Origin of the sequence: Oceanidesulfovibrio marinus, assembly GCF_013085545.1 — a bacterium.
Classification (GTDB): domain Bacteria; phylum Desulfobacterota; class Desulfovibrionia; order Desulfovibrionales; family Desulfovibrionaceae; genus Oceanidesulfovibrio; species Oceanidesulfovibrio marinus.
In genome coordinates this window covers 4552484-4578743 of record NZ_CP039543.1, presented here as the reverse complement: position 1 = coordinate 4578743, position 26260 = coordinate 4552484, and the positions used below count along the sequence as shown (strand labels likewise).

20 protein-coding genes and 1 tRNA gene are annotated in these 26260 nt (G+C 64.2%); 13 read left to right on the top strand and 8 right to left on the bottom strand.

The window, feature by feature from the left end:
- Window positions 1–56 precede the first annotated feature (56 nt).
- From E8L03_RS20030 to E8L03_RS19995, 8 genes are all read left to right on the top strand, one after another.
- The gene (locus E8L03_RS20030) at window positions 57–620 is read left to right on the top strand and encodes a LemA family protein (RefSeq protein ID WP_208738275.1); all 564 of its coding nucleotides are present in this window, start codon (window positions 57–59) and stop codon (window positions 618–620) included.
- 70 nt (window positions 621–690) lie between these two features.
- Window positions 691–2634, top strand: coding sequence for a DUF2207 domain-containing protein (locus E8L03_RS20025; protein WP_144306731.1), 1944 nt, complete (start codon window positions 691–693; stop codon window positions 2632–2634).
- A 33-nt stretch (window positions 2635–2667) separates the two neighbouring features.
- The gene (locus E8L03_RS20020) at window positions 2668–3282 is read left to right on the top strand and encodes a LemA family protein (protein ID WP_171268312.1); all 615 of its coding nucleotides are present in this window, start codon (window positions 2668–2670) and stop codon (window positions 3280–3282) included.
- 13 nt (window positions 3283–3295) lie between these two features.
- Window positions 3296–5329 carry a M48 family metallopeptidase gene (locus tag E8L03_RS20015; RefSeq protein ID WP_171268311.1) on the top strand — a complete coding sequence of 678 codons (2034 nt, stop codon included), beginning with the start codon at window positions 3296–3298 and terminating at the stop codon, window positions 5327–5329.
- Between the two features lie 145 nt (window positions 5330–5474).
- The gene (locus E8L03_RS20010) at window positions 5475–5966 is read left to right on the top strand and encodes a YajQ family cyclic di-GMP-binding protein (RefSeq protein WP_144306734.1); all 492 of its coding nucleotides are present in this window, start codon (window positions 5475–5477) and stop codon (window positions 5964–5966) included.
- Window positions 5967–6060: 94 nt separating this feature from the next.
- Entirely contained in the window at window positions 6061–6402 is a 342-nt protein-coding gene (locus E8L03_RS20005) for a hypothetical protein (protein ID WP_144306735.1), read from the top strand.
- Window positions 6403–6411: 9 nt separating this feature from the next.
- On the top strand, window positions 6412–6684 hold the full coding sequence (locus E8L03_RS20000; RefSeq protein WP_144306736.1) for a hypothetical protein: 273 nt from the start codon (window positions 6412–6414) through the stop codon (window positions 6682–6684).
- Window positions 6685–6802: 118 nt separating this feature from the next.
- Window positions 6803–7651, top strand: coding sequence for a hypothetical protein (locus E8L03_RS19995; protein ID WP_144306737.1), 849 nt, complete (start codon window positions 6803–6805; stop codon window positions 7649–7651).
- 95 nt (window positions 7652–7746) lie between these two features.
- On the opposite strand, the gene E8L03_RS19990 is transcribed toward E8L03_RS19995, so the two are convergent.
- Window positions 7747–11748, bottom strand: coding sequence for a hypothetical protein (locus tag E8L03_RS19990; RefSeq protein ID WP_171268310.1), 4002 nt, complete (start codon window positions 11746–11748; stop codon window positions 7747–7749).
- A gap of 103 nt (window positions 11749–11851) precedes the next feature.
- Between E8L03_RS19990 and E8L03_RS19985 the strand changes: the two genes are divergently transcribed.
- On the top strand, window positions 11852–13216 hold the full coding sequence (locus E8L03_RS19985; protein WP_171268309.1) for a radical SAM family protein: 1365 nt from the start codon (window positions 11852–11854) through the stop codon (window positions 13214–13216).
- A 201-nt stretch (window positions 13217–13417) separates the two neighbouring features.
- Here the strand turns inward: E8L03_RS19985 and E8L03_RS19980 are convergent, their stop codons facing one another.
- Window positions 13418–14476, bottom strand: a complete 1059-nt coding sequence (locus tag E8L03_RS19980; RefSeq protein WP_144306847.1) for a PilZ domain-containing protein — start codon at window positions 14474–14476, stop codon at window positions 13418–13420.
- 334 nt (window positions 14477–14810) lie between these two features.
- A complete protein-coding gene (gene purM / locus E8L03_RS19975) occupies window positions 14811–15869 on the bottom strand; it encodes a phosphoribosylformylglycinamidine cyclo-ligase (protein WP_144306848.1) in 1059 nt (352 codons plus the stop codon).
- A 127-nt stretch (window positions 15870–15996) separates the two neighbouring features.
- On the opposite strand from purM, the gene E8L03_RS19970 reads away from it, so the two are divergent.
- Genes E8L03_RS19970 through E8L03_RS19960 form a run of 3 tightly spaced genes read left to right on the top strand, consistent with a single transcriptional unit; the run spans window position 15997 to window position 17879 of the window.
- Window positions 15997–16269 (top strand): hypothetical protein, encoded by a 273-nt coding sequence (locus E8L03_RS19970; RefSeq protein WP_144306849.1) that lies wholly within the window; start codon window positions 15997–15999, stop codon window positions 16267–16269.
- 12 nt (window positions 16270–16281) lie between these two features.
- A complete protein-coding gene (amrS, locus tag E8L03_RS19965) occupies window positions 16282–17316 on the top strand; it encodes an AmmeMemoRadiSam system radical SAM enzyme (protein WP_144306850.1) in 1035 nt (344 codons plus the stop codon).
- The gene (locus E8L03_RS19960) at window positions 17313–17879 is read left to right on the top strand and encodes a cob(I)yrinic acid a,c-diamide adenosyltransferase (protein WP_144306851.1); all 567 of its coding nucleotides are present in this window, start codon (window positions 17313–17315) and stop codon (window positions 17877–17879) included. The genes amrS and E8L03_RS19960 overlap by 4 nt, the downstream gene beginning before the upstream one ends.
- A 210-nt stretch (window positions 17880–18089) precedes the next feature.
- Here E8L03_RS19960 and E8L03_RS19955 read toward each other — a convergent pair whose 3' ends face one another.
- From E8L03_RS19955 to E8L03_RS19940, 4 genes are all read right to left on the bottom strand, one after another.
- Window positions 18090–18818, bottom strand: a complete 729-nt coding sequence (locus tag E8L03_RS19955; RefSeq protein WP_171268308.1) for an ABC transporter ATP-binding protein — start codon at window positions 18816–18818, stop codon at window positions 18090–18092.
- Between the two features lie 2 nt (window positions 18819–18820).
- On the bottom strand, window positions 18821–19342 hold the full coding sequence (gene tsaA / locus E8L03_RS19950; RefSeq protein WP_144306853.1) for a tRNA (N6-threonylcarbamoyladenosine(37)-N6)-methyltransferase TrmO: 522 nt from the start codon (window positions 19340–19342) through the stop codon (window positions 18821–18823).
- Window positions 19343–19479: 137 nt separating this feature from the next.
- Complete coding sequence (locus tag E8L03_RS19945; protein WP_171268307.1) at window positions 19480–22530, bottom strand: ATP-binding protein; 3051 nt, start codon at window positions 22528–22530, stop codon at window positions 19480–19482.
- On the bottom strand, window positions 22527–24011 hold the full coding sequence (locus tag E8L03_RS19940) for an ABC transporter substrate-binding protein (protein ID WP_144306855.1): 1485 nt from the start codon (window positions 24009–24011) through the stop codon (window positions 22527–22529). Before E8L03_RS19940 ends, E8L03_RS19945 begins: the two co-directional genes overlap by 4 nt.
- A 216-nt stretch (window positions 24012–24227) precedes the next feature.
- On the opposite strand from E8L03_RS19940, the gene E8L03_RS19935 reads away from it, so the two are divergent.
- A tRNA-Pro gene (locus E8L03_RS19935) sits at window positions 24228–24304 on the top strand.
- A gap of 232 nt (window positions 24305–24536) precedes the next feature.
- Here E8L03_RS19935 and E8L03_RS19930 read toward each other — a convergent pair.
- Window positions 24537–26246, bottom strand: coding sequence for a pentapeptide repeat-containing protein (locus tag E8L03_RS19930; protein ID WP_171268306.1), 1710 nt, complete (start codon window positions 26244–26246; stop codon window positions 24537–24539).
- Window positions 26247–26260: the final 14 nt, after the last annotated feature.

Genomic DNA, 26260 nt, shown 5'->3' with positions numbered 1-26260 from the left:
GGGTACGTACCGGGCAGACTCTCCACCTTCATCACCAGCAACAAGGACCCGGCCCCATGATCCTGATCCTTATCGTGCTTGCCGTCCTCGCAGCCCTTGTCTTGTACGTCATCGCCGTGTTCAACGGCCTTGTCCGCAAGCGCAACCTCGTGGACGAGGCGTTCAGCGGCATCGACGTGCAGCTCAAAAAACGCACGGACCTCATTCCCAACCTGGTGAACACCGTGAAGGGCTATATGGAGCACGAACGCGGCGTTCTGGAGCAGGTGACGCGCTACCGCGCCGAGGCCCAGCGCGCCGGCGAGCAGGGTGACATGGCCGAGCGAGCCAAAGCCGAAGGGCTGCTGGGCCAGGCCCTGGGCAGGCTCTTTGCCGTGGCCGAGAACTATCCCGACCTCAAGGCCAATCAGAACTTCCTCGACCTGCAGGCCCAGCTCTCCCAGGTGGAGAACGACATCCAGCTCGCCCGGCGCTACTACAACGGCACCGTGCGCAACCTGAACATTGCGGTGGAGTCCTTCCCCAGCAACCTCGTAGCCAACAGCTTCGGCTTCTCCAAGGCGGAGTTCTTCGAGCTGGAGGCCGAGTCGGACCGCGCGGTGCCCAAGGTCGAGTTCTGAGGCGCCGCCCTCGTATCGTACCCCGAACCGCATCGCCGAACCGCAGCCCCGAACCGTGAGGAGCGTATCCATGACCCGTCGTTCCGGCTATGCCCCGCGCCGAGCATCCGCGGCGCTCGCCTGCCTCTGCCTCGCCCTTGTCCTTGCCGCATGCTGGATCGCAACGCCGGCCTTTGCCCAGAAGACCGAGCGCATCCTCGACTACCACAGCGTGGTGCAGGTGCAGACCGACGCATCCATCGTGGTCACGGAAACCATCACAGCCATGGCCCAGGGCAAGGACATCAAGCGCGGCATCTACCGCGACTTCCCCACCGAGTACCGCGGCCCCCTGGGCGGACGTGAGGTGCGCGGCTTCGAAGTCCTCTCGGTCAGGCGCGACGGCAAGCCCGAGCAGTGGCACACCGAGTCCAGGAACAACGGCGTGCGCGTCTACATCGGCCAGAAAAGCGTCTTCCTCGATCCGGGCGAGCACACCTTCACCCTCACCTACCGCTCCACCGGGCAGATCGGCTATTTTGAGAAATATGACGAGCTCTACTGGAACGTGACCGGCAACTTCTGGAAGTTCACCATCCTGCACGCCTCCTGCGTGGTGAAGCTGCCCAAGGGCGCCTCGGTGCTCCAGATGGCCGGCTACACCGGGCCCGTGGGCGCCAAGGGCAAGGACTTCCTCTCCGGCTTTGACGACAACGGCGATCCGAAGTTCGAGACCACGGCCCCACTGCCTCCGGGCAACGGCCTGACCATCGCCGTGTCCTGGCCAAAGGGCATTGTGGTGGAGCCCAGCGGCACACAGAAGACCCTGCAGACGCTGCGCGCCAACCTGCCCTCGGTGGTCATCATCCTGGCTATCGCCGCGCTGCTTCTCTACTACTACATCGCCTGGACCAAGGTGGGCCGCGACCCGGAAAAGGGCACCCCCTTCCCGCGCTTCCATCCGCCCCGCGGCGTCTCCCCGGCCGCCGCGCGGACCATCATGCGCATGGGATACGACAACAAGGCTTTCGCCGCGGCCATGGTGAACCTGGCTGTAAAGGGCTACGTGGAGATCACCCAGGAGGAGAAGATTTTCGGCCGCAGCATCTTCACCCTGACGCGGACCGGCCGGCTGGCCAACGAGTGCAACCTCTCCAAGGGCGAGAAGCTGGCGGCCGACGCCCTCTTCGCCGGCTCGAACGAGATCCGCATATCCCCGACCAACCGCACCCAGATCCGCAGGGCCAACAAGCGGCTCTCCGCCTTCCTGCAGCTGGAGCACGAGAAAATCCATTTTCTTACCAACAAGAAGTGGCTCATCCCCGGCATCCTCATCACCCTGGCCACGCTGGGCCTCCTCGCGCTCACAGGCCGGCAGCCCCCTGTGGCCGGGTTCCTCTCCATCTGGCTGGCGGGCTGGACCACGGGCGTCACCTTCCTGGTGCTCTCCGTGTTCAAGAGCTTCCGCTCCGGCAGCTACGGCGCGGGCCTGTTCATGAGCGTCTTCGCCATTCCCTTTGTGGCCGGCGAGCTGTTCGGCCTCTTCGCCTACGCCAACGCCACCTCCTACCCGGCAGCCGCAGGCATTATTGTCCTCTTCCTGCTCAACGCCATGTTCTACTTCCTGCTCAAGGCCCCCACCATGGAGGGGCAGGCCATCATGGACGAGATCGAGGGCTACAAGCTCTTCCTGGAGACCACGGAAAAGGACCGCCTGAACGTCATGAACCCGCCGGACGTGACGCCTGAGGTGTTCGAGCAGAACCTGCCCTACGCCATCGCCCTGGACGTGGAGAACGAGTGGTCCGAGCGATTCGAGGGCCAGCTGGAGCGCATGGGCCAGCAGTCCTCGGGCTACTCTCCGGCCTGGTACCACGGAACTTCGGGCATGCACGGCTTCGGCGCAGGCGCATTTGCCGGCTCCTTTGCCAGCGCCTTTACCAGCGCCGTGGCCACATCCTCCTCCACCTCCGGTTCGGGCGGCGGCGGTTCCTCGGGCGGTGGTGGCGGCGGAGGCGGAGGCGGAGGCTGGTAGACCCGGCCATCAGTCTGCGGAGAAATGCATCTCATGGACGGTCCCACACTCGCCCTGACGCTTGTCGCGGCAACGCTCACCGCGCTGGCCGTGTACGCCGTGCTCGCCTACAACCGGCTCGTGGCGCTGCGTCAGCGGCTGGAGAACGCCTTCTCCCAGATCGACGTGCAGCTCGTGCGCCGGCATGATCTGATTCCCAACCTGGTGGCCGCCGTGCAGGGCTACCTGACCCACGAGCGGGAGCTGCTGCAGGAAGTGGCGCAGGCCCGCGCGGACGCCTCCAGGCTGCTGGCCGGCTGGCCCGACCACGCCGATGCGGAAGGCGCCGGCGCCGTGGGACTTGCCGAGTCCGCCCTCACAGCCGCGCTCTCGCGGCTTATCGGTGTGGTGGAGGCGTACCCGGAACTCAAGGCCGCGGAGCAGACCGGCCGGCTCATGGAGGAGCTCGCCTCCACGGAGAACCGCGTGGCTTTTGCCCGCCAGCACTTCAACGACTCGGCCATGCTCTACAACTCCATGCGTGAGTCCTTCCCCACCCTGCTGGTGGCCGGTTCACTGGGCTTTAGCCGCGCCGCCTACCTGGAGTTCGCCGACCGCTCCATTGACCGACCCATTGATGTCGCTCTCGCCCCCGGCGGCGGGACGTGATATCAGGGACTCGATGACGACCTCCATGGACTTTTTCGCCAGGCAGGAGCAGGCCCGCAGGAACTCCGGCAGCCTGATCTTCTACTTCGTGCTTGCCGGCTTCGGCATCGTAGCCATGACCTGCCTGATCGTGGCCGCTGTCATCGTCATTATCCTGGGCACCTTTCCCTCGCTTGGCGACTCCTGGCTGGCGCGGGACTTCAACCAGATCATGATCCTCACCGCCGTGCTCACCGGCGGCTTCATCACCGGCCTTTCCCTGGACCGCATCCGCATCCTGCGCCGCGGCGGGGGCGACGCCCTGGCCCGGCTTCTGGGCGGCTCGCTCATTCCCGTGGACACCACCGACCCCACCTACCGCAAGGTGCTCAACGTGGTGGAGGAAACGTCCATAGCCGCGGGCATTCCCGCCCCGCCGGTCTACATTCTGGAGCGTGAGGAAGGCATCAACGCCTTTGCCGCCGGCTACCGGCCGCAGACCGCCGTGATCGGCATCACCAAGGGCGCGGCCGAGCTGCTGGACCGTGACGAGATCCAGGGCGTGATCGCGCACGAGCTCTCCCACGTCCTCTATGGCGACATGCGGCTCAACATCCGCCTCGTGGGCCTTATCCACGGCGTCACCGTCATCGGCCTGGCCGGACGGCGCATGCTCCTGCGCTCCATGGGCTACGGCGTTGTCATGGCCCGCGGCCTGCGCAGCGGCCACTCCTTCCTGCCCGGCGTACTGGGCGGTCTGGCCCTCATGGTGGTTGGCTCCGCCGGCACCCTGGTGGGCAGCCTGCTCAAGGCCTCCATCTGCCGCCAACGAGAGTATCTGGCCGACGCCTCGGCCGTGCAGTTCACGCGCAACCCGGCCGGCATCATCGGCGCGCTCAAGAAGATGGGCGGCTGGGCCATCGGCTCCCAGCTGGAAAGCAGCAACGCCGAGGAGGTCAGCCACCTGTTCATCGGGCAGGTGCGCGGCGCGCTCTTCCGCCGGTTGTTCTCCACGCATCCGCCCCTGAACGAGCGCATCCGGCGCATCGATCCCGGCTGGGACGGCTCCTTCCCCGTTGTGGACGAGGAGACCCGCCGCACCCTGGCCATGGCCAGCAGGCGGGAGGTGCCGGGGCTGATGACCCTGGAGGAGGGGTTCGTGCTCGGAGCGCATGCCGTTGGCGCGGCCGAGCAGTGCCGGGTGGAGAGCTCTGCGGAGCCGGACGCCATAGCAGACGGGGTCGGCGCGCTGGAGACCGGCTGCCTGGAGTACGCCCGGCAGCTCATCGCCAAGACTCCGGACAGCCTCATCAGCGCCACGCGCAACCCGGAGGCGGCCCGTTGTCTCGTCTTTGCCCTGCTTCTTTCCCACGACGAGAATATCCGCTCCGGCCAGCTCGACGACCTGCTCCAGCTCACGGACATCCGCTGCATCGACCAGTCCGCGGCATTGTTCGAGGCCGAGGGGCTCAGACATCCCGCCCTGCGCCAGCTCCTGCTGGACATGGCCATACCGGCGCTCCGGCGCATGCCCCAGGAACGCTACGCCGTGTTCAAGGAGGTCGTGGATACCCTCATCAAGGCCGACCGCCGCCTGGACCTTTCAGAGTGGATGATCCACCGCATGCTGCTCCGGCGCATTGCCCCGTTCTTCAATGCCAGCCGCGACGTGCCCATGTACATCGAGGGTTTCGCCCCAGTCATCCGCCACGTGGAGACCATGCTCTCATGCCTGGCCCACGCCGGCCGGCGCATCCAGGACCCTGATGAACGCCGCGCCGCGGCCGAGCACGCCTTTGCCCGGGGCGCGGATTGCCTGGACCTCTCGGCCATCAGCCTGCTGCCGCGGGAGCTGACCGGCCTGAAGGAGCTGGATACGGCCCTCAACAGGCTGGAGCATCTGCGGCCATCCTGCAAAAAGGAGTTGCTGAAAGCGGCCGCTGCCGTCATTCTTGCCGACGGCTTTGTTTCAACGGCGCAGGGCTTTGTTCTGCGCGGGGTGGCCGAGGGGCTTGACCTGCCCATGCCGCCGTTGCTACCCGGACAAGATATTCCTACAACTACTTGAAATATCACTCGGAGCACAAAGTTAGTAACTTCGTGCTCCCGCGGCATTCGCCGCGCGGCCCCGCCTGGGCGTGGCCGTTCTTATAACTGGAAAGCGAAAATACAAGTATTTTTCTGCTTTCAGTAATAACGCAAAGGAGCTGCCCATGCCCTCCATGGATGTTGTCAGCACTGTTGATATGCAGGAAGTGGATAACGCCATAAACAACACCACAAAAGAGGTGGCCACCCGCTATGACTTCCGCGGCGTGGAGACCACTATCAACTTGAACCGCAAAGACAAGAAGCTGGTGCTGGAAACCGGCGACGACATGAAGCTGAAAGCGCTCAAGGACATGCTCGTCGCCCACCTGGTGCGCCGCAGTGTGGACCCCAAGAGCCTGGAGTACAAAGAGCCCGAGGCCGCGTCCGGCGGGCGTCTGCGCCAGGAAGCCGTGATTCAGGAAGGCATCGAGAAATCCAAGGCCCAGGCCATCGTCAAGGCCATCAAGGCCACCAAGCTCAAGGTGCAGCCTGCCATCCAGGACGAGCAGGTGCGTGTTACCGGCAAAAAGATCGACGACCTGCAGGAGGTCATACAGTTGCTCAAGGACCAGGACTTCGGCGTGCCCCTGCAGTTCGTGAATATGAAGCGGTAGGCATTCCTTAGCTGGACACGAGCACGTTCATCCTGTTATTTTGCCAGCGATGTCGAAGGTTGTGAGGAATCCGACCACTACTTGGGAGGCCTGCATGCTCGCTATTCGGCGTTCCCGCAACTCGGGTGCGCGTGCCCTCGTCCTTGCGGCGGCCTTTTCCGCCATGCTGCTTTGCCCGTCCATTGCCGGCGCATACACCAACGACGTGAACCAGTGCATCGACAACTACACCTTCACCGAACAACCAAGGCTTGCGCGCAACGCATTGAGCACCGCATGTCTGTGCTCCTACGACCCCGGACTTACACGCTGCTCCCAATGGACGAAAAAGCGTATCCAGTGCGTGACAAAGTACATGCCCAAGGCCTTGGACAACAACGACGCCCGGCGAATCAATACATACTGCAAACGCAAAGCCGGCCTGCGTTATAATTAAGGAGTCTCCATGCGCCGCCTTCTTCCGTGCCTCCTGCTTGCCGCCGCCCTGCTTGCCGGTTGCGGCTGGTTCTCCGACGGTACCGACTGGACCACCCGAGTGGGCAGCTATTCCTACGACGACGCCGTGAAAGAGTACGGCGAGCCCCAGGCATGCCAGCAGTACATGGACGGCGGCATGAGCTGCACCTGGAACACCGGAGCTGTTTTCGCTTCCCACAAGAACATGGTCCTGACCTTCGACAGCTACGGATACTTCGAAAGCAAGGACATGATGCGCTGAACCGGCATCGCTCCCGCAGACGGGAGCCGCTTTGACATACGGATGCCGCACGGAGCGCGGCCCGTCCAGAACCGTCCGCTGCGCCCCAGGCGCTGCAAGACCGCAACGAGGGACCACCATGACGACCCGTCTCGGACCATCCGTTCTGGCTATCGCAACCGCCCTGCTGCTGTGCTTCTCGGCAGGTTCGGCCTCTGCCGCCTTCAGCGGCGATGCTGGCGGCGGCTTTCGTTATGAGGGCTTCGAGCTCACGCAGGACCGCGACCTGACAGGCTTCTTCGTCAACACCAGGGACGTATCCCGCCGCAACGTCCGCGTCACCATTACCGCCATCGGCCAGGAAAGCGGCGCCCCCTTGTGGTCTACCAGGCTGAATCTCGGCAACATGAGCCCGGGCGAGCGCAAGCCGGTTACCGCCAGCTACGGCCGCTACACGGCCGATCCCGGCTCCTTCAGCTTCGAGTTTAGCGAAGAAGGCGGGGTCGAGCCCCAGACGCCTCCTGGAGAAGAGCCCGAGCCCGGCCCCCCCGGCGAGGAGGAGCCCCAGGCTCCGGACCAGTTGCAGGAGCGGAACGCCTGCTCCAGCATTGAGGGTACGCTGCACGGCCGCGAGATCTCCGGCAGCGGCGAGTGTTCCACTGTCCAGTTCAATCTGGTCAAGGGCTCCGCGCGTTTCGCCCTGCGCTACACGCCCACCGATCCCATCACCGTGCAGCTGCTGAACAAGGACGGCAAGCCCCTGGAGTTCCTCTTCGAGCAGCTCACCTACAGCACCGGCTCCAAGCGGCTTGATGTGAAGGAGGAAGGCCCTTACTCGCTGCAGGTTCTCGCGCAGGGTGATTGGTCCATCCGCATCCAGCAGGCCGGCGCCCCGACCGAGGAGGGCAACGCCACCCAGGCCACGCCACGACGCCCGATCAATATGAACTCTGGCGACGACGGTTCCCTCTCCATCTCGAACTACTAGGAATCACCGCTGCAGACGCAGCCCGCAATACAAAGGGCGCCTCCGGATGGGGGCGCCCTTTTTTACGTTCATGCGTACCGGCCGCCGCCGGCAGACTAAGTGCCGGGTTTGTTCTTGCTCTGGTCCAGCAGATCTTCCAGCGCAGCCAGGTCTTCGTCCAACTCGATCATCGAATCATCATCCGCGTCGGCCGCGTCGGGCTCCTTCTCGCCTGCCCGCAAAGGCTCTATCTTGGCCTCGAACACCGTCTTGGTTCTGGTCGCGGCGATCTCCTCCGGCTCGTCTTCGAAAAAGATCTCGTCGTCATCATACACATGGCCGGCGTCCTTGCCCCGCGCTTCCTCGAAGCTCTTGGTCACATCCTCCAGCACGAACTCCTCGAACTCCAGGCCCTTCTTCTCGGAAGCCTCCCCGGCCTTGATACCGGGCGCCAGGCCGCCGAGCAGAAAATCGTCCAGGTCCTCGACATCGTCATCGGTGGATTCCTGCGCAAGCTCAGAGGATGAGTCGTCGAGCAGAAAGTCTGTGATCGACTCGTTCAGACCGTCGTCCGTCACGCTGGACGTGAACGGCCCCGGCATAGGTTCGGACTCTCCGGACTCATCGACCTCGGCGATGTCCTCGTCCACGTCGATGGCTGCAATATCGTCAATATCTCCAGGGGCTGCTGTTGGCTGCCCCATGCCGAACGATCCGGCGGAAGGCGACGCCTCGCGGCCACCCAGCTTGCTGATGTTGTCGAAAACAAGGTCCTCGTCCACAACATCGTCGCCGGCCGCCGTGTCCACGTCCTCATCATCGAAAACCATCTCGCTGTCGCCCAGGTCCATGACCTCGTCGTCCAGAATCGCACCTTCGCCGCCAAGCTCCACGGCATCGTCGTCAAAACCGATGGCTCCGCCGCCGAACAGACCGGAGGCCGACTCGAACACCGATTCGTCTGCCGGTTCCTCTGGTGCCTGCTGCCCTGGCTCCGCGGCCGACTCGTCCAGCAATTCCGGCTCCAGGTCCATGACCTCGTCGTCCAGAATTGCACCTTCGCCGCCAAGCTCCACGGCATCGTCGTCAAAACCGATGGCTCCGCCGCCGAACAGACCGGAGGCCGACTCGAACACCGACTCGTCTGCCGGTTCCTCTGGTGCCTGCTGCCCTGGCTCCGCGGCCGGCTCGTCCAGCAGCTCCGGCTCCAGGTCCATGACCTCGTCGTCCAGAATTGCACCTTCGCCGCCGAGATCCACGGCATCGTCGTCAAAACCGATGGCGCCGCCGCCGAACAGACCGGAGGCCGACTCGAACACCGACTCGTCTGCCGGTTCCTCTGGTGCCTGCTGCCCAGGCTCCGCGGCCGGCTCGTCCAGCAGCTCCGGCTCCAGGTCCACAGTCGGAGCAGCCTCGCCGGCTGCGTCGGGCTCTGTGTCGGAAACCATCCCTTCGAGATATTTGAGGTCCTCTTCAAGGAACGTCTCGTTGAGCGCCATCTCCACATCAAGATCAAGATCTTCCGGAGCCGGCTCCGGCACCATCTCGTCCAGCACGGACTGCTCAAAGGCGGAGGGCTGCGCCCCCAGCTTTGCCGCGGCGCCTCCCATCTCAGCGCCGCCGGCAGAAGGCTCGGCAGTATCGGCATCCTCGTCGTCAAGGAAGAACGGCGTTTCCCCATCCTGCTCGGTCCAGGAGGCCCGGAACGCCTCGAACTCGTCCTCGTCGCCGGTCTCACGCTCAAGCTGCTCAAAGAGCTCGTTGCCGCCAAGCGAATCCTCTTCGTCAGCGCTCTCCTCGATAAAGGCGCTACGCATGGGGCCCACGTTCTCGTCGAGCAGAATCATGGTCTCGCTGGGGTTGTCGAACTCGTAGTCGTCGCCCAGATCAAAGGGGGACAGCCCTTTCGCGCCGGCATCTGCCGCGGGCTCGGTTGTGGGCTCTACCGTGGGCTCCGCCTCTGCGGCGGCCTCCTCGTCCAGAAGCAGCATGCCTCCGGCCAGGGACGCCTCCTCGTGCTCCGCCTCGTCGGTCTCCGGCTCGGGCATCGCGGTCTCGGCCTCGGCCTCAATCTCCGCCTCCATGGGCTTCGCAAGAATATTGCCGCCCAACTGGTCAAAGACGAGATCTTCATCCGGCTCCTGGTCACCCTGCACGGCTTCGGGCTCCGCAGCCTCCGGCTCCTCAAAAAGAAGCGCCTGGTCGCTGGCGATGCCGGCCTCATCCGCCGCGGGCTCGGCCGGTTCTTCGGCAACGGCCTCGGATTCCGGTGTTTCCACCGGCTCGAACACCAGCTCTTCGCCGAGCAACAGCTCCTCGTCCGGCTCCTGCGCAGCGGCCTCGGCTTCAGCCTTTTCTGGCTCCCCAGGTTCTTCGATCTCCTCGAAGGTCAGCTCTTCGCCAAGCAGAAGCTCCTCACCGAGCAACAGCTCGCCCTCGGCCTGTTCCGGAACCGCCTCGGCCTCAGCCGCAGGCTCCAGCTCGTCGAGCGCAAGCTCTTCATCCAGGGAAAGTTCTGCATCCAGGGAAATTTCTGCATCCAGGCTCTCGGCCTCGGCGACGGGCTCTTCCGCAGCGCCTGGCTCCCCAGGCTCCTCAACCTCCTCGAAGGCCAGCTCTTCGCCAAGCAGAAGCACCTCACCAAACAACAGCTCGCCCTCGGCCTGTTCCGGAACCGCCTCGGCCTCAGCCGCAGGCTCCAGCTCGTCGAGCGCAAGCTCTTCATCCAGGGAAATCTCTTCGTCCAGGCTCTCTGCTTCGGCGACGGGCCCTTCCGCAGCGCCTGGCTCCCCAGGCTCCTCAACCTCCTCGAAGGCCAGCTCTTCGCCAAGCAGCAGCTCCTCACCGAGCAACAGCTCGCCCTCGGCCTGTTCCGGAACCGCCTCGGCCTCAGCCGCAGGCTCCAGCTCGTCCAGTACAAGCTCTTCGTCCAGGGAAAGTTCTGCATCCAGGCTCTCGTCCTCGGCGACCGGCGTCGCGGCATCTTCAAAGGTCAGGTCGTCGCCCAGTACGAACCCTTCCCTGGATACCGCCGGACCGGCTTCAGCGGCCTCGGCCTCTGACTCCGCAGCCTCGGTCTCGTCAAAGACAAGCTCCTCGTCCAGGGACAGCTCTTCGTCCAGAGGCTCCATGCCGGTTGCCGGTTCCTCGACCTCTTCAAAATCGAGCTCGTCGTCAAAGGCGATTCCGGAGTCAAGGGGCTTCTCCTCGATCTCCAGCCCGGCGGATTCCGCGCTTTCGGCTCCCTCCAGAATCAGTTCCTCGTCCAGGGAAACCTCGCCGGGTTCCTCATCGAACGCAATATCCCCGGCAACGGCCGGCTCTTCATCAGGGGCCTCGGCGCCTTTCTCCATGGAGTCGAACAGCTCTTCGTCGTCCATGTCGAGAACATCCGGCTCCTCGCCTTCGTCCTCCACCTGGATCTCGTCTTCTTCCTTGCTCAGGTCGAGCAGCGCATCATCGCCCCCGGCGGTCTCGCTTTCAGGCTCCCGCGCCCAGTAGTCGGCTTCCTGCTCTTCTTCGCCACGATCCGTTTCATCAAAGACAATGGAGGCCTCGGAAAGGTCCACATCCTCCCAGCCGTTTTCATCCTCGGCCGCGGTGCGCGCCGGGCCGGAGGGCACGTCATCGTCCTCCTCGTCCCAGACGGCCGGGCTCTCCACACGGGGGCCGAATATGCCTTCACGCAGCTGTCCGGACAGCGCTGCCGCCTCCAGGGCGGCCAGCTCTGCCTTGCCCATGGGACTTCGGCGTGAAGATTCGCCCTCTGAAGGCGCGGCGTCTTCGCCGATTGCCGGTTCCAGCACCGGACCCTGCTTCGGCGCTGTTTCCTCGGGAGGAACTGTGTGGTACTCCGGCGTGTCTTCGCCAAGCAGCTCATCCAGCGACTGGAACCGCCCGGTGTCGCCATGCCCTGCAGCCTCGGCCTGCGGCGAGAGCTCACGCTCCAGCCGATCCAATCGGGCCGACGCTACATCGAGCTGCGACTGCAACTCCTGACGGAGGTTGCTCAACGCGCGGTATGTTATGTAGAAAATGAGCAGCAGTGCGACGAAACACAGCAACAGGAATACCAGAACAATGACATCGCCTTGTGCGAGTAGAGCGGAAAAATCCATGGGCTCTCTTCCGGTGGGGTGGAAGGAAGTTCGGGATAATGTCCCGAAGGTCCATTCAACTCTCTAAGCCCTTTAACATAAAGTAAATAGAAAGCAAAGGAAAATGGCTTCCAAACGAATACAGCCCAAGCTCGTCTTTGCGGACGCGAAAGGTAACATCTACGACCATCCGGATCTGCTGATGCTGTGCCGTCGCGGCGGCGAGTTTACTCTGCCGCGGCCGGATGAATTGACGCCGTTGCCGGAGGAAAGCCGGCTTTATCTACTGCCTGGACGGCATGCTCTGGGATACGATCCGGATGAAGGAATGGAGGCCATGGACGAGACAGCCGTGGCCGCGTTCGTCTGTCCCGGATACACCGTCACGGGCGTTGCGGCCTGGGCCTACATGGAGGACGAAGAACCGCCGCAGGTCCTGCCCATGTTCTCGTACGCCGCCGTGGGTTACGCCAACGGCCGCTTTTACGTGGCGGCCAAGCAGGTGGACACGGACCGCCGGCAGGAGTTCGCCAACATCCCGGACCACCGCATTGTGCAGGGCGCGCAGGCGTTGATGAAGAAGTATCCGGACAACCGGCTGGTGCGACACCTGGCCGGCTGCGCCCTGGAAAGCTGCTGCCCGGCGGCGCGCAACCTGGCCATCGGCCGGTTCGAGGCTCCCTTGCCCACCTCGCGCCGCTGCAACGCCCGCTGCATTGGCTGCATCTCGCTGCAGGACGAGGCCTCCGGCTTCCCGGCCACCCAGAACAGGCTGGACTTCACCCCCACGCCGGACGAGATTCTGCAGATCATGCAGCACCACGACAGCCGCGCCAAGAAGCCCATCCACTCCTTTGGCCAGGGCTGCGAGGGCGAGCCGCTGACCGAGGCCGACATCATTGCCGAGGCCGTGCGTCGCTATCGCGAAGCTGGCGGCGTGGGCACCGTGAATGTGAACTCCAACGGCAGCCTGCCGGACGCCGTGGACAAGCTGGCCGAGGCCGGCATCGACTCCATCCGCGTGAGCATGAACAGCGTCCGCCCGGCACTGTACCACGCCTACTACCGCCCCCGCGGTTACACCCTGGACGACGTGAAGGAGTCCATAGCCCGCGCGCGCAAGCATGGCCTCTTCATCTCCCTGAACTTCCTGTTCTTCCCGGGGGTGAGCGATACCGAGGACGAGTACGAGGCCCTGGGCGATCTGGTGGAGCAAAACCACGTGGACCTCATCCAGATGCGCAACCTGAACATCGATCCGGAGCTGTACGTGGGCGTGGCGCACGAGGCGCTGGAGGAAACGGGCGGGCTGGGCCCCAGCATGGGATTCATCAACTTCCGCAAGCGATTGAAGAAGCGCTGCCCCTGGCTGGAGCTCGGCTACTTCAACCCGGACGTGCGCAACAGGCCTGTCCGGAAGGATGACGAGGCGGCCGAAGACGATTTGGACGCCGCGGAGCCGAAGGGCAAAGAACCAGACGAGTCCTGACCCGACGCCAGAAGCGAACACACGTCGAGACCACGTGTCAGAAGAACGACACGTCAGAAGGATGGCACGCCAGAAGAATGACACGCCCTTCGGTGCATCATCTCCCGGCACCCTGTGATTGTGCTAGGAATGGCGGATTGTTACGCCGCATCGTGATGGGTGCGGCGCTGTCAGCCATGGAGACTTGTTTTTTCTGAAGCGCTAGAATCCCTGGGCCTCCTGCATGGAGCAGATCCGCGCCTCGTTGCAGCATCTGGCCAGCCGGGCCACCAGGGCGGCCAGCTTCCGGCGCACCGGGCTGCTCAGGTTCTCGAAGGCCAGGCCGACTCCACCGACGTCCACGCGGACAACGCGCGCCTGCAGCACGCCCAGACCCTTCAACAGCTCTGCCGGCGGCACGCCCGGGCCGCTGCCCTTGGCGACCAGCCGGACGTACACGTTCATGCCGGGCTGCAGGGAGCCATCGTCGCAGGGCTCCAGCCCCAGGCCGGAGACGCTGAAGTTACCCACCACGGCGCGGACAGCGCCGCCATCGAGCTCTGCCGTCAACCCCATGGCTTCCACCCGCGGGTACTTGCGGTACTTGGAGAAATCGACCCGCGGCAGCGGCGATGCCAGCGGCGCAGTACGGCCGCGCCGGCTCTGTGTCATAGGCTCGGGACCGGCCTCGGCCTGGCGGTGCTCCCGGCTCTGGCGCAGGGCTTCGACTGCCGTATCGTCGCCGGGCAGCTCGCCCACCACGGCGTACTCGCCACAGCGCGGGCAGCAGCCCCGCTTGCCGCGGAAACGCTCGGCCACTTCGACCGTAAAGCCGCATGCGCACATGAAGCTCGCCGTGCGCAACTCCTCGTCCGCGGCCTTTTCTTCCTCCCCGTATTCGCGTGCTGAGCCAGAGTGCTCGCCCCTGAAGCCGGAAGGCTCCGCCGGAGTTTTGACGGAGGCGCGCGTCTCTTCGTACAGCATTTCCTCGTACGGCAACTGGCCAGGCAGGTCGTAGAACTCCATCTTGTGCTCAAGACCGTCCAGGAGCTCTCCCGACTCGCCGCCGCGTGCAAGCTCCTCGGCAATGGTGTCCAGAAACTCGCCCAAGGCGGTATCTTCCAGCGGATCTCTGTCGATAAATGGATTCAGGCTGTCAGATTTGCCGGGACGACGACCGGCGTAGCCCTTGGCGCCGCAGCTCGGGCACTCCAGGCCTGTTCCTTCCAGTTGTCGCGGTACGCTGGTTTGCGCATCGCATACGGGGCACTGCAACAGCATAACGTCTCTCCTTCACAGTATCCGGACCATACGGGCAAGCCGAAACTGCAGGGAGCGTAGCGAAATCCATGCCATTGCATCCGGATTTTCCGGACAAATGCAGGATCATCTGACGAATCAAAGAGTATGCGTACTGCCGGCGGCTCGATTGGTCTGCGGTAGAAAGCTGCCGTCCGGGTGAGCGATCCGGGTGAACTGTTCGGGCGAGCGGACCGCGTAGGCTGTTCGGGAAACAGCCCAGAGGGTTGCCGCCGCACATCCCGGCCACCAAAAAAAGCGGACGGAAGGCGCATCCCCCCGTCCGCTTGCATGCGAACTGTCAATCCGGTGCCGGTCAGGACGGCAGGTTCTGCACCACCACCTGCGGGGAGTCGTCTTCGGCGCGCTTTTCCACGGTGCCGATGGAGTAGGCCTTCTGGCCCAGGGCGGAGAGGCGCGACAGCACGTCTTCCTGCGCATCCTTGTCCACGATGCAGATGTAGCCGATGCCGCAGTTGAAGATGTTGAGCATCTCGTGCCACGGAATCTCGCCCACCTCCTGCAGCCAGGTGAAGACCGGGGCGATGTCCCAGGAGCCGTACTGGATGTTCACCTGCACGCCGCGCGGCAGCACGCGGGGAATGTTCTCGTAGAAACCGCCGCCGGTGATGTGGGCCATGCCGCGGACCTCGAAGTCGCGCAGCAGGTTGAGGATGGGCCGGACGTAGATGGCCGTGGGCCGCAGCAGCACCTCGTCAAAGCTGGCGTCCTCGCCCGGGAAGGTGTCGTGCGGCTTGGCGCCGGACTTCTCGAAGACCTTGCGCACCAGGGAGTAGCCGTTGGAGTGGATGCCGGAAGAGGCAAGGCCGATAACCGCGTCGCCCACGCGGATGGAGGAGCCGTCCACGATGTTGGAGTCGTCCGTCATGCCCACGCAGAAGCCGGCCAGGTCGTACTCGCCATCGGGATACATGTCCGGCATCTCGGCGCTCTCGCCGCCCAGCAGGGCGCAGCCCGCCTCCTTGCAGCCGGCGGCCACGCCGGCGATGACCGACTCGGCCACCTGGACGTCGAGCCTGCCGGTGGCGAAGTAGTCAAGGAAGAACAGTGGGTTGGCGCCATGCACCAGCACGTCGTTGACGCTCATGGCCACGAGATCGACCCCCACGGTGGCGTGGCGGTTGAAGGCAAAGGCGAGCCTGAGCTTGGTGCCCACGCCGTCGGTGGAGGCCACGAGCAGAGGGTTCTTGAACTCACCGAAGTCCGGGCGGAACAGCCCGCCGAACCCGCCGATATCAGAGACCACGCCCTTGGTGTGAGTATCCGCTACGAGAGATTTGATCCGAGAAACGAGGGATTCCGCGCGTTCGAGGCTGACGCCCGCTTCGGCATATGATTTAGCGCGCTCCGGCATGCTTGTTGCTCCATTTAAATGCTAATACGGAAAGGTTTTGGGTATTTTGTTACCGGGAGGGTTTTCATCCCCGCCGCCCGGACGTATTGTACGAATAAGATTGTATCGTCTCAAGGAGACACTCGCAATGCGAACCATCGTCACAATTCCATTTGTCCTGGCGGCTCTCTGCCTGCTCACAGCCGGCCCGGCGTTTCCGCAGAACGGCACGCAGGAAGCGCCCCGGCGCGACAACTACATGGGTACCTTCTCCGGCTCCGACTCCATGATCATGGAGAGCGGTCCCGGTCAGGACAACGTCATCCAGGTCCGGCCACAGCCTCAGGAAGAAGAGGAGAACAGCCAGGAACCGCCCATGCTCATCGTCCCGGAGGTGCGGGTCCCCAGGATCAGACGCTAGGAGGAACCCAAGGTGCAACCAGCCCTTTTGTGGAAGCGGCAGGACGACAACGCCGTCCTGTGCCAGCTGTGCAGCCACTTCTGCCACATCGAACCAGATGAGCGCGGCAAATGCGGCGTCCGCGTAAACAAAGACGGCGATCTCTTCACCCTGGTGGCCGACCGCGTGGCCGCGGCCAACCTGGACCCCATCGAGAAGAAGCCGCTCTATCATTTCTACCCCGGTACCACCAGCTTTTCCGTAGGCACTATGGGGTGCAACCTGGCGTGCTCATTCTGCCAGAACTACTCCCTCTCCTTTCCGCCCAAGCAAGGGCAGGAGGTGCGCGGCGAGCGGTTTGCGCCGGAGCAGATCGTGGAGGCGGCCAAGCGCTACGGCGCGCACTCCATCGCCTACACCTACTCCGAGCCCACCATCTTTTTCGAGCTGGTCCTGCCCACGGCCAAGCTGGCGCACGAACGCGGTCTGAAAAACGTGCTCGTGTCCAACGGCTTCATGAGCCCGCAATGTCTGGACGAGCTCGGCCCGCACATCGACGCGGCCAACATCGACCTCAAGGGCTTTACCGATGATTTCTACCAGCAGTACTGCGGCGCCAAGCTGACACCGGTGAAGAACAACCTGAAGCGCATCGCCAAAAGCGACTGGTGGTTGGAGGTCACGACCCTGGTCATTCCCGGCGCCAACGACAACCCAGCCGAGCTCACCCGGCTGGCGGAGTTCATCGCCGGAAATCTGGGCCTGGAAGTGCCCTGGCACATCTCCCGCTTCCACCCCACCTACAAGCTCATGGACCGGGACTCCACCCCCACCAAGACGCTGGAGATGGCCTACGATATTGGCAAGAAGGCCGGTCTCTACTATGTCTATGTAGGCAACGTGCCCGGCCACCCCGGCAACAATACCTACTGCCCGGGGTGCAACGCCGTGGCCATCCGCCGCGAGGGCTTCCAGGTCGTCAAGGCGGATCTTTCCAAGTGCTCGGAGTGCGGGCGGCCCGTGCACGGCGTTGCCATGAACGCCCTGGAGGATCGGTACGCCGGATGATCATCGTTTACACTGGAGAAGGTAAAGGCAAGACCACGGCCGGCATAGGCCAGGCCGTGCGCGCCATCGGCGGCGGCTTTGCCGTGGCGTTCGGACAGTTTCTCAAGCGGCCGGACGCCGCGGGCGAGCAGCGCTTTCTGGAAACCGAGCTGGGGCACGATTTCCTCGCCGGCGGCCTGGGCTTCTACCGCGACCCGGCCGACTACCCCAAGCACCGCGAGGCGGCCAAGGCCGTTCTGCAATGGGCCAGGGAGCGGCTCCTGCCGCCCACGCCGGCGCAGGAAGGCACCGGCCTGGCGCGCCGGCGGCCCGTGGACCTCATCGTGCTCGACGAGATTCTCTACGCCCTGGGCTCCGACCTGGTGACCCGCGAGGAAGTGGAGGAGCTGCTGGCGCTTTCAGGAACCATCCAGGACAAGCGGGCCAACCCGCCGCACATCGTGCTCACCGGCCGCGGCCTGCCGGACTGGCTGGCCGAACGCGCCGACCTCATCACCGAAATGCGCGAGATCAAGCACCCGGCGCAGTCCGGCCTGCCTGCACAACGCTGCGTGGAAATGTAGCCCGAGAGCTTCCGGCGGCCGGAGCAAAGACGCCTCCGGCGGGCTGGGTGACGCTGTCCCCCAGCACCCCCTGCCGGGGACCACTGGTCCCCGGACCCCAATATATGGGTCCAGGGAGCTGAGCTCCCTGGCGGGTGCCCGAGGGCAGAGCCCTCGGACGGGGCGAGCCTCACGCCGCCAGCAAGCGAAAAAGCATTGGTGCGATGACGTTTAGAACCATGCGGCCAGTGCTTCCTGCAGGCTTGCGCCGCGCGCTTCCAGCTCGGCCAGGGTCACGGTTTCCTCCACCCTGCCGTCCTTGGCCATGACCACGGTGCTGCCGAACATGGAGACGTCGGCCGGGTCATGCGTGACCAGCACCAGGGGCATGTCGAAGTATTCCAGAATCCGCAGCACCTCCTGCCGCATGGCCTTGCGCAGGGGCTCGTCCAGGGCGGAGAACGGCTCGTCCAGGAGCAGCAGGCCCGGCTTGGTGACCAGGGCGCGGGCCAGGGCGGTGCGCTGGCGCTGTCCGCCGGATATTTCGGCCGGCATGTTGCCTGCTATGCCGGCCAGTCCCAGCAGGGAGAGCATTTCCTCCACCTGCCCGGCGTGCGCTTTGCCCAGCCGCCGGCCCAGCTTTTTCAGGCCAAAGGCCACGTTGTGCCGGACCGAGAGGTGCGGGAAGAGCGCGTAGTCCTGGAACACGTAGCCCACGTGGCGTTCCCGCGCGGGCAGATCAACGCCCCTGGACGCGTCGAAAAAGGTCACGCCGTCCACGGCGATGGTTCCGGAGTCCGGCGTGAGCAGCCCGGCCAGGGCGTTGAGGGTCAGGGATTTGCCAGACCCGGACGGCCCGAACAGCACCACGTGGCGGTCGGCTGTGGAAAACCGGCTGCGCAGCTCGAAGACACGGCCGCGGCTGGGCAGTTGCTTGCGAATGTCCAGCTGCAGTCGCATCGCTACTCCGAGGCGCCAGATGCCCCGGACGGTCCGGACGCCTCGTGAAAGCGCTTGTCCGCGCGGGCGTCGCCCGCATCGCTTCCCTTCTCTTCCAGCCAGCCGGAGCGCACCTCGCTCACCGGCGTGTCAAAGGCCGGCACGTAGGGCTTCACGTCCAGCACCGGCGTGCCATCCAGCACGTCCACGTCCTCCAGCTCCAGCACGGAGCCGCGCACGCCCACCAGCTTGACCACGGACAGGCCCAGCGAGTTGGGCCGCGCCGGAGCGCGCGTGGCGAACACGCCGTGGGAGGCGGTGTCCAGATACGGCGTGACGGTCAGCCTGGTCTCGCCGGCTGCATGGAAATGGTAGAGCAGGATGAGGTGGGAGAAGCCGTCGATATCCACGAGACCGGCCTCGAACTTGGGATCGAGCTCCAGCTCGCCGCGCACGCCGCGCGCCCCCTTGGGCTGTATGGGCATGCCTTGCGGCGTAGTGAACGGCGTGTGCAGAATCCCGATAGGGGTGTAGGTTATATCCATTTTAGCCAACGCTCCTTGATTTTGGAAAAGGGCCGTCCACCCGCCGCGCCGATGGGCCGGAGGCGTGGAGGCCGGCTGGGGTTCCGGAAAATATGCGTGCTCGAACAATCCCCAAGCAATCCGGGGGGGCAGCGGCATTACGCCATGTCCCAACCTGTCACGCTCTTGCCCCAGGCCGGCTGGGGATCGGCTCCGTAGCCGTCCTGCGCGTTGCGCACCGGCAGCTCGAACACAAAGGTGGAGCCCTTGCCGAGCTCCGATTCGACCCAGAGAATGCCGCCGTAATAGTCGACGATCTGCTGGCAGATGGCAAGGCCGAGGCCTGTTCCCGGCGGCTTGTCGTCCATGGTGTCGCGCCGCGCCGCCTGGTGGAACTTGTCGAAGATCTTGCTCAGCTCGTCGCGCTCGATGCCCGGGCCGGAGTCCGTCACCCGAACCTGCACGGCCCCTTCCACGGGCGAGCACGCCTGGACCAGCACCTCGCCCTGCTCCGTAAACTTCACGGCGTTGCCCACGATATTCACCAAAAGCTGGGAGAGCCGGTCCGGGTCCATGTGGACCTTGGGCAGGTCCTCGGCAATCTGCATGCGCAGTGAGATATCGCTGTTCCCGCGGAGCTGCCCACCCACGGAGCGCACGGACTGCTCGATGATTTTTCCGAAATCCACGTCCCTGTCGCGCCATTCCATGCGGCCGGACTCGATCTTGGACAGATCGAGCACGTCGTTGACCATCCTGGTGAGTCGGTCGCCTTCGCTGGCGATGATCTCCAGGTTCTCCAGGATACGGTAGGAGCGCTTCTGGACCGTCTCGCTGCACTGCACGGCCATGGGCAGAAAAATGCGCTTGAAGTCGCGCATGATGATCCGGGTGAAGCCGAGCACCGAGGTCAGCGGCGTGCGAAGCTCGTGGGACACGGAGGTGAGGAAGGTTGACTTCATCTCGTCCAGGGCCATGAGCCGCTTGTTGGCCAGCTCCAGCTCGTGCGCCTTGTTCTCCAGGTCCTTGGTGCGCACCTCCACAAGCTGCTCCAGCCGCTTGTTCAGGCGCGAGAGCACGTCCTCGGCCCACTTGCGCTCGGTGATGTCCTGCAAAATACCGCGCATGCGCTGGGGCCGGCCCTCGGCGTCCAGAACCACCTCGCCGGCCTCGGCCACCCAACGCTCCCCGCCGTCCTTGCGCATGATGCGGTGCTCCACGTTGTACGACGCGCCGCGGCGAAAGGACGCGCCCACGGCGTCGAGCACCATCTTGCGGTCCTCCGGGGGAACCATGTCGAGGAACGCCTTGTACGTGCCCTGGAACTCGCCCACCTCGTAGCCGAACAGCGGCTCCAGCGCGTCGGACCAATAGAGCCTGCCCGTGGTGATGTCCCACTCCCAGCTGCCGATGTTCGCGGCCTTCTGGGCCAGGGCGTAGCGCTCCTCGCTCTGGCGCAGCGCTTCCTGGGAGTCGTGCCGCTCCAGCGTGGTGCCGAAGATCTCGCTCACCAGCCGGATGAGCCGCAGCTCCTCCTCGGTGAAGCTCTCCTCCCGCACCTTGGACGAGGCCAGGCAGAGCATGCCCCGGAACTCGCCGCCATAGGAGAACGGGAGCACGGCCAGGGAGCGCACGCCCTCGTCGGTAAAGGCTTCCCGCTCGCAGTCGGCCTCCGGCGGCAGCAAGGTGATGTCCTGGATGTGGAACGAGCTCTGCTCGCGCAGGCGCTGATCCAGCCAGGCCAGGGCGCATCCCCGTGCGAGGCAGGAGCCCTTAGTTTCCACAAAGAGGGGCGACCGCCAGGCGTGGGAGAGCTTGAAGGCGCGGCCGCCGTTGGCGGAGGCCTCCGTGGTCTGGAGGATCATGCCGATATCCAGGCCCAGGAACGACGCCAGACGCATCAGGGCCCAGCGCAGCGCCTCGGCCGTGGCGTTGGCCGGCACGTTGATGAACTCGCGCGAGATGTCCGAAAGAGTGTTCTCCGTCTCGATGCGCCGCTCCAGCTCCGCGGTCATGGCGTTGAAGGAACGCGCCAGCGAGCCTATCTCGTCGTTGGAGTAGACAGGCGCCCGGCCGCGCAGATCGCCCTTGGCCACGCGCCGGGTCGCCTCGGTCAGCCTGGTGATGGGTCGGGTGAAGATACGCGAGGATATGGCGGCCGCGAAGATGGCAAGCAGCGATATGGCCGCTGCCAGACCGGCGAGCCACTGCCCCTGCCTGTGTGCCGGAGCCAGGAACACGCCCTCCGGCTGCAGGAAAAACACGCGCCAGCCCATGCTGGACAGCACGCCCATGGCCACGGCTTCCGGGCCCTGGTCCCCCAGCTGCAGATGGGTGGTGAAGGTCTGCGGCGTGTCCTCGGACGCCTTCACGGCCATGGTCAGATGGCTCTCGGTACGGCCCTCCGCTCCGGGAGCCAGTGTAGAAACAGGCTGCAGCAGATACCTGCTCAGGCTGGAGTGGGAGAGCCGGCCAAAGGCGAGGATGCGGCCCTTGGCGTCCACCAGCAGCGGGGCCGAGTAGTCGCCGGCAATGCCAAGATCCAGGGCCAGCATTTGCTGAAGCACGGCGATGCTGTACGTGGAGCGCAAGACGCCGAGGGTGCGGCCGTTTCTGTCCAGCACCGGGCTGGCGAAATGAATGAACGCCTGGCGATACTCCGGCACCACATCCACCTCGGAGACGCACGGCAGGCCGGAGTTCATGGCCTCTTCAAAGTAACCCTGCCGCGCCTCGCTCCAGCCCTCCTTTTCGTGGCGCGTATCCGCGACCACGACGCCCTGCGAGTTCAACAGGCCGTAGGAGTGGATGAACACCGGGTTCTTCTCGGCAAAGGAATGCAGAATCTCGCGCTGATTGTCGCGTATCGACCTGTTGGCCTGGAGTTGATCCGGCAGGAGCAGGTAGTCGGCCAGCGCAGGCAACCGCGCCTCGGCACCGATGATCTCGATGTTGGCAGCCACAAAACCCGAGAGCCGGGACACGGTTTGCGACGCCGCAGCGGACAGGGAGCGGTAGGCCGACTCCTTGAGCGCGTCCAGCGTGGAACGGTGGTTGATATAGGCGAAGACGAGCAGCGGGCTCAGAGCCACGACCAGAAACGCCGCGAGCAGCTTCGTGCGCATGGAGCCGAGGAAGAACGAGCCGGACTTCTCCTGCGCCGCATCGTCCCGGTTCCTGGCCGCGTGTTCCCCACCGAACCGGCTCATACGGCAGGCCTCAGGTTTCTCACATGGTTGCCCGCAGCGCTCTGCATGGCGCGCAGGGTCTCCTTCACTCCCTGCTGCCCTGTCACCATCCGCCCCAGCTCAACACCGAATCCGTTCACGACAAGCTGATCCCAGCCGCTCAGGTGCGGCTCCGTGCCCATATTGTGCGTGATGGCGTCCAGGGTCACGTCGAGATGCCTGGTGGTTCCCGGCCCCACCCGCTTCTGGGCCATGATGCGCGGATCCTCGTAGCAGCTCCGGCGCATCAGGCTGGCCCCGCCGCCCAGCAGGCTCGCGCGGACGCTTACGTCCCTGCTTGTCACCCACTGCATGAACATCCACGCCGGCGTGATGTTCTTGCTGTAGCTCGAAAGAGCCAGGCAGCTGCCGCCCTGGTGGGAGACGCCCGGCGTCTCGCCGAAAGAGGTTTCCGAAGACGGCCGTAGCGCCAGGGCCTGCGGACACGGCGACGGCTCCACCAGGCCGACCACGGACGAACGCGCCGGGTCGTCAAACAGCGGAAACTGCTCGCTCCAGACAATGGCCACTGCCGCGCCGCCCTGGGCAAAGCTCCGCCCCTGGCCGTCCCAGTCCCACGCCGTAGCGCCCGGCGGCATGTACTTGCCCAGCTCCAGCATGTAGCGCATGGCCGATGCGGCCTGATCGTCCAGAAATCCCGGCCAGCCGTCACTTTTGAAGAACGAACCCCCATGGCCCCACAGCCAGGAGCTCATGGCGCAGACCAGGGAGTAATGCCCGGCCTTCCACTGTCCCACAGAGCCGTACATCTCGGGCGCTCTGGCCTCCTGCACGGCCTGCACCACGTGCTGATACTCGTCCAAGGTGCGCGGCGGCGCCAGGCCCAGCGAGTCCAGCACGTCGCGGCGGTAGGCCATGATCAAAATGGGGATATCGTACGGCAGGCCCATGAGCCGACCGCCATGGGAGGCAACCTTGTCCACGAGCGCTTCGAGAAAATCCGGAAAATCGAAGTCGGGATAGGCGATCTCCGGGTTCTGCAGCAACGGCTCCGGGGAATGGACATGCGGGCTCATGGTGGCCAGCCAGGAGTGGTCCACGTAGTAGATGTCGTACCGCCCCGCCTTGCTGTTCACGTCCTGCAGCGTCTTGGCCAGAACGCGCCTGAGCGGAGCCAGCTCCCAGTCCACGTCGATGCCGGTGAGCGCGGCGAACTCCCGCACGGCTATCTCCCGACAGGCGCGGCTGGGCGGCGTGTCCTCGGTGATGATGTGCAGGGTCAGCCCACAGTAGCGCCGCCCTTCACTGGACAGGAACTCCCGCTGCTGATCGGTCATGCTGGAGGCGGACGCCAGAGTGCCGTTGGAGGCGAAGGCGTTGAACGATGCGGCCAGCCCCGCGCCGAAGCCGACCGTGCCCAACGCGCCCACGGCGCAGGCCTCCAGGAAGGTCCGCCGGCTGATGCGATTGCGAAAACGATATATGCGGGGAGGGAAATGCATGAATATTCTTTAATAACTACTATGCTTTCTCGCACTGTATAGGAGCAAATACCCTGGGCGGCCCGCACGGATTCAGGAATTCCGGCCGGGTTCAACCTATCCGAAAAGCCAAATGATCGGAAGAGCTAAGCTCCGGAGGACATCGCATTTCTGGGGATTTCGGACGCGTAGCGCTTGCATCCGGGGGCCAAGTCCGTTAACCCATGCCAACACAGTCGGGGCGTAGCGCAGTCTGGCAGCGCACCTGCCTTGGGAGCAGGGGGTCGCCCGTTCGAATCGGGCCGCCCCGACCATGTTTTCCGGATTGTTGCCCATCCTGCCTGCCGGCGATAGCCGGCTCACGGGTAGGTATACGGGTAGAATCGATTCGCGACGATGCCCTTCAGGGGGCGTCTCTCCCCTTCCCTAATTCAGCATACCGTGGCGCGCAGATGGCTCAACACAGAGCTGGCCGTTCACGCGGCTGAGCAACTGCGGCTTGTACCGCCTGGCCGGACTGCCTTGCGCTTGGCGCGGGCGTCTTTCCTATTCGTCGGGCTCTTTTGCAGGACAGGGGGCAATGGCGTCCGGGGGATCGATGGGGACGACTTTTTGTTCTGCCAAGTCCCACTCGCAGTAATTAGGCGGACAGGTGAACCCAGGGGGGAGCGTAGGTGGATATTTACCATCCCAACAGGCTGCATCTATTTGCTTCTGGCGAAGGTTCCTAGCATTCTTGAAGATTGCCCCGGAGAGAGCCGCCCTGTTGAGATGGATATCTTTGAGATTGGCGCCGTCAAAATGCGCTTCCCAAAGACAGGCATCCTCCAGACGCGCCGCACGAAGATCAGTCCCGTTCAGATGTGCTTCAAAAAAATTCGCCCCGTTGAGACGTGCCACACGGAGATCGGCTCCATCCAGATGTGCTTTCGAAAGATCAGCCCCATCCAAATGCGCATCCCTGAGATCAGCCTTTTCCAGATGCGCCAAACGAAAAATAGCACGTTCCAGACGCGCGCTCCAAAGATTGGCCCCCTCTAGATGCGCGCTCGAAAGATCAGAACCGTTTAGATGCGCTCTCGAAAGATCGGCACCGGCCAGATGCGCTCCATTGAGATTGGCTTTGTCCAGATGCGCCACACGGAGATTGGCCCCGGCCAGACGCGCCCTCAAGAGATCGGCCCCAACCAGATGCGCTCCTTCGAGACTGGCCCCATCCAGATGCGCTCCACCCAGATTGGCCTCGTCCAGATGTGCCCTAAAAAGATTGGCCTCGTTCAAATGCGCTCTACCGAGATTGGCCCTGTCCAAATGCGCTCCACCGAGATTGATTCCGACCAAATACGCATCCCAAAGTTTGGCTCCGGCCAGATGCGCAAAGGTTAAGTTGGCTCCCTGCACGTTGGCCTCCCCCAGATCTGCTTGGGCAAGGTCCACTCCCTCCGCTTGGACGCGGCACAGGTTCGCACCATGGAGACTTATGCCTCGCAGGGAATACCCAGACAGATTGCAACCTGCCAAGTAAGCGCCACTCAGGTCCACGGCGTAATCCATGCGCCACGGCTTGAAGTGCAGGGCGTCCATGCGTTTGCCCAGGAAGTCGAGCACGGTCTGCACGTCTGGTGGGCACACTTGTTGCGTTGCTTTGCGTTTGAGCGGAGATACCGTGTGCTTTCGCTTCAGCAATGCGCGCGCGAGACGCTTTTTCTGCACCTGGGCGGATTGTGCGAGCGACTCGGGTCTATACTCCCGCACGAAGCCGCAGAGCACGTCCAGCACGGCGCGTTTGTCGTCCTGGCTTTTGCTGTCCACGCCGATGCGCCAGAGGGCGTTGATCGCCGCGATGCGCACGGTCATGTGCTCACTGCCAAGCTGCTCCGCAGCCTTGTTGAAGCGCTCTGTGAGATGGCCCTGTTCCGCCACCACGGTCTGGCGATCGTAGGCAAAGGCGCGCCACGCCGTGAAGCCGAGGCCCAGGAACGCCGCGACAAGCAGGCCCAGGCTTTTGGCGACTTCAAACGGAGGAGCGGGCGTGCCCCCGTCGCCCATCAACGAAAGCAGCTCATTCCATGCGTGGGACACCCATGTACGAACAACACCTTCCTGATGCGCGACGAAATCCCATACCACGAGAAAAGTGACCACCAGCAATATCTTGCATAGTATGCCGAAAAACCGGGAGCGTATTGCACAGGCCGGGCGATAACAGGCCTTGTCGATTTTTCTGAAAAGCTGCTTCCAAAAGGACTCTGCCATGTTTTCTCCAGACA